This window comes from Acinetobacter colistiniresistens (assembly GCF_000413935.1).
Lineage (GTDB): Bacteria > Pseudomonadota > Gammaproteobacteria > Pseudomonadales > Moraxellaceae > Acinetobacter > Acinetobacter colistiniresistens.
Genome location: NZ_KE340378.1, coordinates 285,887 through 299,401 on the forward strand (window position 1 = coordinate 285,887; position 13,515 = coordinate 299,401).

11 protein-coding genes are annotated in these 13,515 nt (G+C 41.6%); 6 read left to right on the top strand and 5 right to left on the bottom strand.

The window, feature by feature from the left end; genetic code table 11:
* Window positions 1–104: 104 nt before the first annotated feature.
* From glyS to F907_RS14015, 3 genes are all read right to left on the bottom strand, one after another.
* On the bottom strand, window positions 105–2,174 hold the full coding sequence (gene glyS / locus F907_RS14025) for a glycine--tRNA ligase subunit beta (protein WP_016651494.1): 2,070 nt from the start codon (window positions 2,172–2,174) through the stop codon (window positions 105–107).
* Window positions 2,174–3,163, bottom strand: a complete 990-nt coding sequence (gene glyQ, locus F907_RS14020; protein WP_004775941.1) for a glycine--tRNA ligase subunit alpha — start codon at window positions 3,161–3,163, stop codon at window positions 2,174–2,176. Before glyQ ends, glyS begins: the two co-directional genes overlap by 1 nt.
* Before the next feature lie 113 nt (window positions 3,164–3,276).
* Complete coding sequence (locus tag F907_RS14015) at window positions 3,277–3,687, bottom strand: hypothetical protein (protein WP_016651495.1); 411 nt, start codon at window positions 3,685–3,687, stop codon at window positions 3,277–3,279.
* 191 nt (window positions 3,688–3,878) lie between these two features.
* On the opposite strand from F907_RS14015, the gene F907_RS14010 reads away from it, so the two are divergent.
* From F907_RS14010 to F907_RS13995, 4 genes are all read left to right on the top strand, one after another.
* The gene (locus tag F907_RS14010) at window positions 3,879–5,141 is read left to right on the top strand and encodes a putative DNA modification/repair radical SAM protein (protein ID WP_016651496.1); all 1,263 of its coding nucleotides are present in this window, start codon (window positions 3,879–3,881) and stop codon (window positions 5,139–5,141) included.
* A gap of 2 nt (window positions 5,142–5,143) precedes the next feature.
* On the top strand, window positions 5,144–5,935 hold the full coding sequence (locus F907_RS14005; RefSeq protein WP_005275993.1) for a TIGR03915 family putative DNA repair protein: 792 nt from the start codon (window positions 5,144–5,146) through the stop codon (window positions 5,933–5,935).
* Window positions 5,936–6,065: 130 nt separating this feature from the next.
* Window positions 6,066–6,482, top strand: coding sequence for a lysozyme inhibitor LprI family protein (locus F907_RS14000; RefSeq protein WP_016651497.1), 417 nt, complete (start codon window positions 6,066–6,068; stop codon window positions 6,480–6,482).
* A gap of 121 nt (window positions 6,483–6,603) precedes the next feature.
* Window positions 6,604–7,704, top strand: coding sequence for an HPP family protein (locus F907_RS13995; RefSeq protein ID WP_016651498.1), 1,101 nt, complete (start codon window positions 6,604–6,606; stop codon window positions 7,702–7,704).
* Window positions 7,705–7,776: 72 nt separating this feature from the next.
* Here the strand turns inward: F907_RS13995 and F907_RS13990 are convergent, their stop codons facing one another.
* Window positions 7,777–8,046: a PspC domain-containing protein gene (locus F907_RS13990; RefSeq protein WP_005276002.1), complete on the bottom strand. Its 270-nt coding sequence runs from the start codon at window positions 8,044–8,046 to the stop codon at window positions 7,777–7,779.
* A 343-nt stretch (window positions 8,047–8,389) separates the two neighbouring features.
* On the opposite strand from F907_RS13990, the gene F907_RS13985 reads away from it, so the two are divergent.
* On the top strand, window positions 8,390–9,061 hold the full coding sequence (locus tag F907_RS13985; RefSeq protein ID WP_016651499.1) for a hypothetical protein: 672 nt from the start codon (window positions 8,390–8,392) through the stop codon (window positions 9,059–9,061).
* A gap of 54 nt (window positions 9,062–9,115) precedes the next feature.
* Here the strand turns inward: F907_RS13985 and F907_RS13980 are convergent, their stop codons facing one another.
* Window positions 9,116–10,939, bottom strand: coding sequence for an acyl-CoA dehydrogenase C-terminal domain-containing protein (locus tag F907_RS13980; RefSeq protein ID WP_016651500.1), 1,824 nt, complete (start codon window positions 10,937–10,939; stop codon window positions 9,116–9,118).
* Window positions 10,940–11,178: 239 nt separating this feature from the next.
* Between F907_RS13980 and F907_RS13975 the strand changes: the two genes are divergently transcribed.
* Window positions 11,179–13,485 (top strand): hypothetical protein, encoded by a 2,307-nt coding sequence (locus F907_RS13975; protein WP_016651501.1) that lies wholly within the window; start codon window positions 11,179–11,181, stop codon window positions 13,483–13,485.
* The last annotated feature ends 30 nt before the right edge of the window (window positions 13,486–13,515 follow it).

The following is a 13,515-nucleotide window of genomic DNA, read 5'->3' on the forward strand; positions in this document are numbered from 1 at the left end:
AATCTGCTGTGTCCGCCACGTTTAGAAAAGCCGTCAACTAAATAGCCGAAAATAAACCCCACTATTTTATAGCAGGGTCTATTCCATTCTTCAAATGTTTAGCTTTAACCCTGCAATACACTTACATCCGCAATCGCAGTGAATAAATCACGTAATTGAGCGAGTAAACGTAAACGATTGGCTTTTAATTCTGCATCATCTGCCATCACCATCACGCCTTCAAAGAAGGCATCAATCGGTGCACGAAGCGCAGCAAGCTTAGACAATGCTTCGGTGTAGTTACGTGCAGCAAGTAAAGGCTGAACCACAGGCGTGAGCGTAGACAACTCTGCATAAAGTGCTTTTTCAGCAGCTTCAACCAGATTGGCTTCAACCACAGCACCTTCTGGTGTCGCTTCTTTGGCAAGAATATTGGCAACACGTTTATTTGCCGCAGCCAATGCAGCCGCTTCTGGCAAAGTACGGAAATGGTTGACCGCAGTGACACGCTTGTCAAAATCAAGTGGAGATTTTGGTGCAAGCGCTTGAACCGCTTGAATTACATCAACCGCAACGCCTTGGTCTTCATATTTGGCACGGTAACGACCTTCAAGGAAAGCCACTGCATCCGCACGTGTCTTGTCATGATCTTTAACCACATCGCCATAACCTTGTAAGGCAAAGTTCACCAATTCTTCAATCGTCACATCGAGTTCATTTTCGATGATTAAACGCAAGATACCGATTGCAGAACGACGTAATGCAAATGGATCTTTTGAACCTGTTGGCGCTTGGCCAATACCGAAAATACCGACCAATGTATCTAAACGATCTGCAAGGGCAATGGTGGTACCTGTCTTGGTTTGCGGCAATACATCACCAGCAAATTTCGGTAAATACTGCTCACCTAAAGCTTCGGCAACCTCAGCGTTTTCACCTTCAAGGCGTGCATAGTACGTGCCTGCAATCCCTTGAAGTTCTGGGAATTCACCCACAAGTTCAGAGGTTAAGTCACATTTAGCAAGTAATGCTGCTTTCTCAGCATCAGCAACATTTGCACCCGTAATTGGAGATAATGCCACAGCCAGTTTCGCAATACGTTCTGATTTATCCCATAGCGTACCTAATTGAGCTTGGAACACCATGTTGGCTAATTTTTCTTTACGAGACGCAAGCGGTTGCTTTTGGTCTTGCAAGAAGAAGAATTCAGCATCAGACAAACGAGGACGTACAACTTTCTCATTCCCTTCAATAATTTGAATCGGATCTTTAGACTCAATATTTGAAATGGTAATGAAGTAAGGCTGTAATTTACCTTCGGCATTGATTAAGCAGAAATACTTTTGGTTATCCTGCATGGTGGTAATCAAGGCTTCTTGAGGAACGGCTAAATAACGCTCTTCGAAAGTTGCACGTAGAGCAACAGGCCATTCAACCAGACTGGTGACTTCATCAAGCAAGTCTGCTGGCACAATGGCAGTCGCATTGACTTCATCTGTCAAAGTTTTGACTTGTGCTTGAATCGTTGCTTGACGCTTTTCGAAGTTCGCAACCACATAGGCTTGTTCTAAAGTTGCTAAATAGTCATTTGCATGCGCCAAAGTCACGGCTTCAGGTGCATGGAAACGATGACCATAAGTCACATTACCTGCTTTGTGATCTTGAATGGTTGCTTCAACCACTTGATCATCTTTCAGCAATACCACCCATTTTACTGGACGTACGAATTCAGTACGGCTTGCCGCTGAACGCATACGTTTTGCGATAGGTAAGTTATCCAATGCAGTCTGTAAAATTTGTGGCAATAAAACATCAAGGCTTTGACCTTTGACATCTTTTAGGAAGCATACTTTTTCAACTTTACCAGCTTGGAACGTCGAAAGCTGGTCAACGGTAATGCCTTGACCACGCATAAAGCCTTCAAGTGCTTTGGTCGGTTTGCCTTCAGCATCATAAGCCGCTTGTACAGCTGGACCATCAAAACGTTTTTGTGTGTCTGCTTGAGCCGCATCGATATCAACAATTTTCAATGCTAAACGACGTGGCGCAGCATAGGCTTCGATAGAAGCGAAGTTTAAGCCTGCCTCTTTTAAGCCTTTTTCAGTTTCTGCTTTGAGTGCGTCACGCAAAGTCTTTAAGCTTTTTGGTGGAAGTTCTTCACAGCCAAGTTCGAATAAAACTGTATGTTGAGTCATTATTTATTCTCCTTCGCTTTTTCAGCTTGGGCTGCTTCTGCTTCAACTTGTGCTTTAAGTTGAGCCAATACTTCATCACGTAAATGTGGTTCTGCCATTGGGAAACCGAGTTTCGCGCGTGCAGCCACATAACTTTGTGCAATTGAACGCGCCAAAGTACGCACACGTAAAATATAACGTTGACGTTCAGTTACCGAAATCGCACCACGTGCATCCAGCAAGTTAAAGCAATGTGATGCTTTGATCACTTGCTCGTATGCAGGAAGTGGTAGTTCAGCTTCGATTAAACGAGAGGCTTCAGCTTCGTAGAAGTCGAACAATTCAAACATTTTATCGACTGGTGCGTATTCGAAGTTATAGGTTGATTGCTCAACTTCGTTTTGATGGAATACATCACCATAGGTTACGGTACCGAATTGACCTTTGGTCCAAACCAGATCGTAAACTGAGTCTACCCCTTGAAGGTACATTGCCAGACGTTCTAAGCCGTAAGTGATCTCACCTGTGACTGGGTAACATTCAATACCACCCACTTGCTGGAAGTAAGTGAACTGAGTCACCTCCATACCATTTAACCAAACTTCCCAACCTAAGCCCCATGCGCCAAGTGTTGGAGATTCCCAGTTGTCTTCTACGAAACGAATGTCGTGAGTGAGGGTATCAATCCCGATTGCTTTTAATGAATCGAGATAAAGCTGTTGGATATTGTCTGGGTTTGGCTTAAGTACCACTTGGAACTGATAGTAGTGTTGTAAACGGTTCGGGTTCTCGCCATAACGACCGTCTTTCGGACGACGTGATGGTTGAACATAAGCCGCGTTCCAAGTTTCTGGCCCCAATGCACGTAAGAAGGTCGCAGTGTGAAAAGTACCTGCGCCCATTTCCATATCATATGGTTGTAATACGACGCAGCCTTGCTCCGCCCAATAGTTTTGTAGGGCAAGAATCAAGCCCTGAAAGGTATCAATATGCGATATAGCACGACTCATGGTGCATCCACTGGAATCAAACAAAAATTGTGCTTAAGTATAAGGATTTTGGTGGTGGGTGGCAAAGGCTTCGAGCGCTTCACTCACAAGTTCTGATCAGAAATAAAAAAAAGTTATTTTATTCCGCATTCATTTCTACTTTTGGCAGAGAGCAAACCTTTCATATAGGTAATTTCTTGGTTAATTTTCATTTGTTGAATGTATTCTTCTATCTGTTGATCGGCAGTTGAACTTTGAGAGGGGGTTATGGATGGATTTCTCGGTGTATTATCATCGACTAAAAATGCCTTACCCTCCATGAACCCCCAGTTTTTATTGATTTCATTTCCATCTTCAAGAATTGCTGATGTCTGTAAAAAACATGTTCTGTCATATTTAATTAAAGTAAATGCTTTTATAAAATATGGGCTTTGAGTGGATTGAAAAGTCTTTACTTCGATGAATTCGGGCTCATTTTTAGAGTTACAGGCGGCTAGTAGGAAGGTTAAAAATAAGCTCGGCAATAAAGATAAAAAATTGTACATGAGATGGAAGAGATAAAGTTTTCTTCATTTTATTATAGATAGATTATATTCCCTTGAAATCAACAATCTGTACTGAAGAGGAAAATCCTCACGTCACCCCATGACGTATTGCATCTCACATGCTCTTAATTTCACAACTTTGAAATGCTAATTTTAAAACGATATTCTCTGTTTTCTTCAGGTCGTTTGAAATGTCTGATCGCATTCGTGAAAAGCTGCAAATTTTAGCGGACGCTGCCAAATATGATGTGTCCTGTTCTTCCAGTGGCAGTGACCGTAAAAATAAAGACAAAGGTCTAGGCGACGCAAGTCGGGCAGGGATTTGCCATAGCTATACCGAAGATGGACGCTGTGTTTCTCTGCTGAAAATCCTGTTCAGTAATGTCTGTATTTTTGACTGCGCCTATTGTGTGTCACGCCGTTCCAATGATGTCAAACGGGCGGCATTTACGGTACAGGAAGTGGTTGACCTGACCATTAATTTCTATCGACGTAACTATATCGAAGGGCTGTTTCTCAGTTCAGGTATTTTTAAATCCGCAGACTACACCATGGAGCGCATGCTTCAAGTGGTGAAAAAACTACGCCTAGAAGAAAACTTTAATGGCTATATTCATCTTAAAACCATTCCGGGTGCCTCCCCTGAATTGATTCATGAAGCAGGTCTGTATGCCGATCGGATGAGTATTAATTTAGAAATGCCCACAGAAGTTGGTCTTAAAACCTTTGCACCTGAAAAATCACATCAAGAAGTACAAAAAGATTTGGGGCTGGTTCGGGATCGCTTGATTCAACTCAAAGATGAACGCCAGATTATCAAGCATGTGCCAAAATATGTCCCAGCAGGGCAGACCACACAAATGGTGGTGGGTGCACATCAGGAAACCGATCAAGATGTGCTGTTTATGGCAGATCGGCACTATAAAGAATTTAAATTAAAACGGGTTTATTTCTCAGGCTATATCCCGATTAATACCGAGAATAATTATCTACCTGCGGTTGGCTCTGCACCGCCTTTGTTACGAGAAAATCGACTGTATCAGAGTGATTGGTTGATGCGTTTTTATGGTTTTCAGGTCAATGAAATCGTGAATGAACGATTCCCACATTTGGATTTGGACGTTGACCCAAAACTCAGTTGGGCATTGCGGCATCCTGAACAGTTTCCTGTGGATTTAAATCGAGCTGATTACCTTATGATTTTACGCGTGCCGGGTATCGGGGTGAAATCAGCTAAGAAAATTGTACAGGCACGTCGTTTTGGCAAAATCCACATCGACCTATTAAAGCAATTGGGTGTGGCCTATTCACGTGCACAATATTTTATTCGTTGTGAAGACAGTCCACGTTTCCAGAAGGAACTTTCTTCTGGTTTTATTCGTCAGCAAATTTTAACCCAAGGTTCATCTAAATATATCAAACCACTTTCTCCGCAGTTGAGTTTGGGGTTTTAGTGATGTTGAATCAGAAACTCAATTATTGTTTTGATGGCTCAATGCTGGGGTTGTTGAGTTGTGTATTTCGCGCTTTTCAGTTCAAAGAGTTTGAGGTGCAACTTTGTTTATTGGGTGAGACACAACATGGTTTATTTTCCGAGGTTATTGATGTGTCCAATCATGAGCAACATGCCCAACGGGTGTGGTCTGCCTTACAGCAAAAGCTTTCCCCAGCTGCGCTAAAGCAGATTTATTTTGCCTCATTGTCTGAGTCACTGGAGGCTTATCAGCATCTTTTTAATTATTGCATCTATGTATTTCAGCAGTCCTATTCGGTTGAAAAAGACTATTTACATCCAAGTGTGTTGGCGATTTCGCAATGGACCAAAAAAGTTGGGCGCGAAAAGCATCGGATGGAGGCTTTTGTGCGTTTTAAGAAAAGCACAGATGGGTTATTTTTGAGTTTAGTCCGTCCCGATTTTAATGTGTTGCCTTTGATTCAGCCACATTTTAAACGTCGATATCAGGATCAGCGTTGGCTGATTTATGATGAGCAGCGTAACTATGGTCTTTATTACGACCTCAAGCAGATTCATGAGGTCTTTATGGATGCTGATAAGATTGATCGCAATCTGCAAAAAGGCGGTAGCCAAAGTTTTCAGTTAGAGTTGGATGAACAAGAGATCTTATATGATCAGCTTTGGAAGGATTATTTTCAGAGTATCAATATTAAAGAACGGCAAAATATCAAATTGCATGTGCAATATCTGCCGAAACGTTATTGGCGTTATCTGAATGAAAAATATGTTTAGCCTAGTTGGATCCTTGCAAAATAGGTTGCCTCACAACCATGACCAGCCGTATGTGGAAGAATAAAAATCAGCATCTGCATAATTTTTGATTATGATTTGAAAAGATGACAAAAAACAAAAGAGCCAATCAATGACAAAATTAATGTTTAAAGTCGCATTACTGATAATGACCTGTTTGAGTGGTAATGTACTGGCCAAAGCGCAGGATAAAGTGACAGATCCCTATAGCCAATGTGTTGATGACACCATTCAAGAATTAAAGTTGGGTAACATCAACAATGCAGTGGTGGAAATCTGTAGTACCAGAACTAAAACCTTATATACCAAACAGATCGTACAGTTATTGGATCAAATTAAGAAACAGAGTCAGGAATACAAGCAGCCTGAACGTTATAACGACATTATGAAATCGCAGCAACTTTGGAAAAATTTTGTGGATCAGGAATGCCGTAATGCGGGTGCTTATATCGGTTCGCCGATGTATGAATTTTGTCCGATGCAAAAATATGCTGAGCGATTGGAACAGCTAAAAGAATATTTAAATTGATCAGCTTTCTTATTTAATCGTTTTAGTCATGACTTAAAACTGTAATTTAAATACACCTTAAGCTTGAGTAGGCGTATACTGCTGCATCGAATAAAACAACACGATTCCAGCAAGGTGCATTGTGAGCTTGACCCAATCAGACTGGCTAAATTTTCTCAAACCAAATTATAAGGTCCTGCCTTTAAAAGAGAGGATGCTCTCAGGTGTCGGGGCTTTGTGTGGATTGGCGATTTCATCGTTGATTAGTTGGTATGTCTTGGGCGGTATGAATGCATGGTATATCGCGCCGATGGGCGCTTCTTCTGTGTTGCTATTCGCATTACCCAACAGTCCTTTGGCGCAGCCTTGGAATGTCATTGTGGGGAATACGTTGGCTGGGTTTATTGGGGTCGCGTGTACGCAATATTTACCCGATCTCACCAGTGCCTTTAGTGTGGCTGTGGGCTTGGCGATTTTTGTGATGATGACAACTGATTCTCTGCATCCACCGAGTGGGGCTGTGGCGATCACCGCAGTGCTTGGCGGAGAAGCTGTCCATCGATTGGGTTTTCACTTCATCTTGTACCCCGTATTGCTGAACTCAATTTTATTATTACTGTTTGCGGTGTTTTTTAATCGTTTGATCGGGCGTCATTATCCAATGACAGCGCATGTGAATGAACGTTCTAAAGATCCAACACCGACCCAGAAAGTTTCGATTCAACCCAAAGATATTGAATACGCCTTAGAGCGTCACACAGAACTGTTGGATATTAGTCAGTACGACTTGGAAAAAATTATTCTGGAAGCACAGACGCATGCCAATGAACGTCTGGTGAACTCATTTGTCTGTCAGGACATTATGAGTCGTGATGTAATTAAACTGCATGAACAGGATGATATTTATCAGGCGCTAGACAAGTTTAAGGCAGTGAATTTAATGAGTTTGCCTGTGGTCAATGCCGAAGATCACTTGGTTGGAACTTTGGCTTTATACGAAGTGGTGGAATGGTTTAAAGGTGCAACAGATCCACGAAATTCATGGCAGCATTACGTTCGACAAATCATGAGCCATAAAGTCGTGACGGTAAGCCCTATGCAGCCGATTCAGGATCTAGTCCCTTACTTTGTAGAAAAGTCGTTTAACTACATTCCTGTCGTAGACGAACAACGCTTGATTGGAATAGTGAGTCGAGCAGATATGATTGCGGCCTTACAACAGCAGCTTAGTCGTCAAGCCTGAATTTTAGATAAAAAAAGCTACGGCTGGATTAGGGGTAATTTCAACCGTAGCGACCAAAAAGGTAACAGAAAATTAACGTTTTATGCTTTGGTCTTCATAAATGGTTTTTACTGGCTGGTTATAACCTTGTACATGATCAACACGCGCTTGCTGCTGTTTTGGAATCACCAACCATAAAATCAAATAGACTAAAATACCTGGGAAAGCTGCGCTCATGAGTGAGATCACAACAAAGATCAGGCGTAATAAATTTGCGTTCCAACCAAATCGTTCCGCAATACCGCCCATTACACCAGCGATCATGCTTTGTTGGTTTGAGCGATATAAACCAGAATTGGCCATCGAGTTTTTCTCCTTAAATTGATGAAACAGCAGCAAAAAATAAATTGTTTCAATATGAGTTGCTGTTAATTAAGAGATAGGGGCGAACAGTTTTTTTTAAAGTTTAAACAGATGGGAGATTGGTTAAGTTGTGTAAATCTGTGATGGAAAAACCAACAGTATCGCCTAAAATGCACCGAATTAAAGCATACTGCTTTTTCAATTTGCTATTTCAGTCTTATCGTATTTGTTATTACCCTTTTGGGGAATAGACGAATATTTGAATGATCCTTATATTTTCCGGAGTTTGGAAGATGTTTGTGAAAAGTACGCGATCATGATGTTGATGTTAGAGATTTAGGATATGCAGTTCAGGTTATTCTTACAGCTTGTTAGTGTAGGAGTTCTATTGAGTTTTGGCTTGATTGCGTGTGATAGTCGTCATCCAGACCCAGTAAAGCAACAAGCCCAGACGCAACCGAGTCGTAATGCAAGTGAAGTGCTTGCAGATGAACAGGAACAAAGTGAATCTGATGCGCAGGGCGTGTCACTCACTCAAGTGGCAGGGCAAGCGACATTACCGTATTCTGCCGATCGTAAACATAACTTGAGTAAACCTTCTGAAGTAGACCTCATGTATGCGGGGCGTTATCATGCGCGTATTCCATGTAGCGATCCATTTGCAGGTTGCGTCAATAATGAAAAAGAAGCGGAATACATTCTGAATTTAATGGTGGATGGTTCGGTTTATTGGACCAATACCAGTTTCAGTCGTTTGGGATCAGACCCATCACGAAGTATTGCCAAAATCGAGCAGACCTGTAAACAGGTGCAGTGGCATGTGCATAAAGAATTGAATGAAATTATGATTCGTTGTGATGCTGCGGACGTCAATTTGTATTATCAGATTAATCCGAATCAGGATCTGGTTTTAGATCTGGATAAAATCTGGAATGGCGATAATGGGCGTAACCGACAGTTCTTTAAAGACTACCCATTTCCCAAACAGGCTTATGTTTTTAAGAAAGCGGAATAATATTTTCCTAATAAAAAAGAGCGCATTAAGCGCTCTTTTTTATTGCAGCTGCAATTAGTAATCGAAGCTGAAGTGTTCAGGTGCAAGTGATGTCAAAGTACGAGAGGTTGATACCATAGATTCTGCATGACCTTGTGCACGTGGCAATAAACGGTCGAAGTAGAAATCGGCAACTTTGATTTTTGCTTTATAGAATTCAGGGGTTTCGCTACCGTTACCCGCTTCTAATTTCTCAGAAGCCACCACTGCTTGTTGTGCCCAGAAGTAAGCCATCATCACATAGCCAGAGAACATCAAGAAATCAACCGAAGCTGAAGAAACGATGTCACGGTCTTTACGTGCAGCAAGCATGATACGAACGGTTAAAGTATTCCATTGTGCGCAAAGCTTGGTTAAGTCCCAAGCAAAACGGCGGAGATACTTGTTACGTGCGTGCGTTGCACAGAACTTCAAGATTTCAGCAGTGTAGTCACGAACCACTTTACCTTTTGAACTGAGTAGAACTTTACGGCCAATTAAGTCGAGTGCCTGAATCCCCGTCGTGCCTTCATACAAAGTAGAGATACGTGCATCACGTGCAATTTGTTCCATACCCCATTCACGGATATAGCCATGCCCACCGTATACTTGCATACCGTGGTTGGCTGCTTCTAAGCCAAGCTCAGTCAAGAAGCCTTTTAAGATTGGGGTGTAGAAACCGAGTTTGTCATCATAAGCTTCATACGCTGCTTGATCGCCATTGACCAATGCATCTGTCATTTTGTCTGCAAGTTTTGCAGCATGATAGATCATTGAACGGCCACCTTCAGCAATTGCTTTTTGCGTCAATAACATACGACGAACGTCAGCATGGTGAATGATTGCATCACCGACACGCTCAGGTTCTTTCTTGCCAGAAAGGGCACGCATAGACATACGGTCTTTTGCATATGGTAGAGCACCTTGGAACGAAAGTTCAGCGTGTGCAATACCTTGAACTGCGGTACCGATGCGTGCAGTGTTCATAAAGGTAAACATCGCGTGTAAACCTTTGTTGATTTCACCGATCAGGTAACCTGTGGCATTGTCAAAGTTCAACACGGCAGTTGCAGATGCCTTGATCCCCATCTTGTGCTCGATTGAACCACAAGAAACGGTATTGCGTTCACCGATGCCGCCATCCGCAGTCGGGATGAATTTAGGTACGATGAATAAAGAAATACCACGTGTACCAGCAGGCGCATCTGGAAGACGAGCCAATACGATGTGGATGATGTTCTCAGTTAAATCATGCTCACCTGCAGAGATGAAGATTTTCGTTCCTGAGATTTTATAAGTACCATCAGCCTCTGGTTCTGCTTTGGTTTTAACTTGGCCTAAGTCTGTACCACATTGCGGTTCAGTTAAGCACATTGTGCCTGACCAAGTCCCTTCAACCAGTTTAGGCATATAGGTATTTTTTTGCTCGTCTGTACCGAACTGCATGATGGTGTTCATACAGCCTGTGCTCAAACCCGGGTACATGGTGAATGACCAGTTCGCCGTTCCCATCATTTCAGATTTGATCAGGTTTAAAGACATTGGTAAGCCTTGGCCGCCAAATTCTTCTGGATAAGAAAGACCTTGCCAACCACCCATGACGAATTGGTCATACGCTTCTTTAAAGCCTTTTGGTGTGGTCACTTCGCCATTGTTAAAGGTACAGCCTTCTTCGTCGCCTGATTGATTCAGTGGTGAAAGTACGTTTTCGCAATAATCTGCTGCACCTTCAAGAATCATATCAACTGTTTCAGCATCCGCATTTTGACCACTTGTCAAAGTTTGATAATGTGCTGGATAATCTAACATTTCGTTCATTAAGAAACGAATATCACGGAGCGGGGCTTTATAAGCTGGCATAATCTTAATCCTGTATTTGAATCATTTTGGATTATCTGTTTCGATACTTTGATTATTCACAATGGCGATAAAAATACATTGATAATCACTAGGGAAAAGAATGTCAGAAAAGCGAATTTCCTTGAAGATAAGTTCTTAGAAAAACCACATTTCTGTTGGTGTTAAAACTGAAATGAAATGTGAAAATTACTCAATTTTAGAATTGAAAATATAATGATATAAAGGTGTTTGGTAAAGCTATGCGTCTAAAATATTTAACTTTATGTTTAATGGGGCTGAGTCTCTCAGCATGTTCTCAGCATGTCATTAAAACCAATACAGCTTCGGCAGGTCTGGAACAAAAGGCCATCAATAGCATCAATGCGATGTATGAATATCCAAGTTATGATTATCGTGGAAAATTTAAAATCCAGGTAGAGCCTGATCAGACTAAAAGTAAGGCAAAAGGAGACAATGCAGCTTTAGATGCAGCAGTGAAGCAAAAAATAGATCAATATTTACGGGATCAGAAGGTCAATTTAAACAATCAGCAGAAACAGGCGTTGTATCTGGCGTTGGCACAAGAGCAAAAAGGTTATGGCCGATCTAAAGCTGATAAATTTACCGAAATCATGGCCAATGTGCTGAATGATATGCAGTTTGAATATGATGGTTCAGTCCATTATCGTCAGAAAGTTGGATCCTTTAATTTAACCGCACGTTATGAAAAGCCGACCTTGTTAGTTCAGGCGAAAGTACCGATGGTGCTTGATTTGAACAATTATAAGTTTTACATCAACTACTTTGCTTTGATGCCATATTTGGTCAATAAAGAAAATCAAAATAATCTTGCCTATTTGGATTTTTCTAAATACCAGCATTTGTTCAAGCAAGTGGATTACAAAAAATTTGCTGAATACGTGAAAGCTTCCAGTGCCGTGTATTATCGCCTTGCAGATCCACATAATATTCAGGCTTTATCGGTCTCTTCTGCTGATCAGGCTGCAGGAGTCGTAGAGAAAATCCGCTTAAAAAGTTCGATTGAAGAACTGATTTTACAAGCGAACTTGTATAGTAAAGTCAATGAAAAATACTTTATGCAAAGTGTTCTCAATATCAAAGAAGAGAACCTGGAAAAGTTAATTACCAGTGAGGTGGATGCTGCGAGCCCGTCTAAATCAGCAAAAACAGCTTCATTATTGGATAAGAAAGACTCAGCTAATGATGCCAGTGTCGTGAGTCAGGAACTCTATCGTCTGGTGAATCAGCATTTTGGTGTTGAGGATACCGAAGAGGATACGGTTGATGGGAGTACAGATGCGGCGGAAGATGCAACACAAGCAGCGCAGGTGACTGATGCTGAGGCTTCAGTTGCAATGGCGGATGATGAGGAAGTGGGTTTAAGCAAAGAGCAATGTACAGCCTTGCAAAGCGTAACAAAAGCGACCTATGGCGATGCACAGTATTGCCAAAGTGTGTATGACATTGATGTCTTTGGTGAGCAGAAAGCAGAATCAGGTTTCTTGAACTATATTGCCAAACTACAAACGGTAGAAAAACAGTTTGCTGCATATGATCAAAATCAATTTATTGATGATCAGGCATTTAAAGCACTTTGGATCAAACATCAGGCGGATATCGCCAAAGCTTTACCACCTGTTGAGCAGCGTAATCCATTTATCATGGATGTCGGTCTGGATGCTCAAGGTCGTGCGGTTAAATTAGACTATGATTTAAACTATGGCTTATCTGAGTTGAAGTCACGTTTTAGTGTCAAAGCCGATATGTTGATTTCAAATTATGGCAAAGCGACACCAATTGATCAGGCGCAATTGAAACGTGCCAAGACTTGGGCAGAAACAAGCAAGGGATCAATGCTGGAACAAGCAGTGAACAGCTTCTCTGAGAAATTAGGTCAGACGGGTGTTCAAGAGCGTTCAGCAGAACCCTATACCTTGTCTTTAGATGATCAGCTCAAAGTGATTGCTGAGCAACGTTATGATGCAACGCATGCCTATGAACCAACCTATAAAGCTGTATTCATTGCGAAATTAACAGAAAGCACACCACAACTTGTACAGCGTTATTCAAGCCAAGAGCTGCAAGAAATTGCCAGCGTATACGCGTATTGGTATGCCAATGATGAGGTTTATAATCCAGAAGGTAAGGCCCTGCAAAATATAGAGGCTTTACAGAAGAAGCATCATCTTGAAAATGAAGACCAGTTCGATGACAAATTAGGTCAAGCGGTGAATCGTATTGTACTGGATGCGATGCGTGGCGATAAGGACCGTCAGGCGTGGAAAAAACTTCAGTCGCAATATAAACAGCCACAACAGTTATTTGCTAAGCAATATCAAATCCAGTTTGAACAAGAGAATGGCGCTTCAAGTGAGGAAAAAGTCTTGCTTGGACAAACGGCAAATATCTTAGGGCAAGTGTATGTGGATGCACGTAAGAATAAACTGTCTGAAAAATCAATTCAGTCTTTAAAAATCGAACATAACGAATTTATTGATTATGAGATTTTTAAAGAGGTGTATCAGAAGATGCTGACCGTTAAATAATTTCCTTATCTTCTATAAAAAACCTGCAAA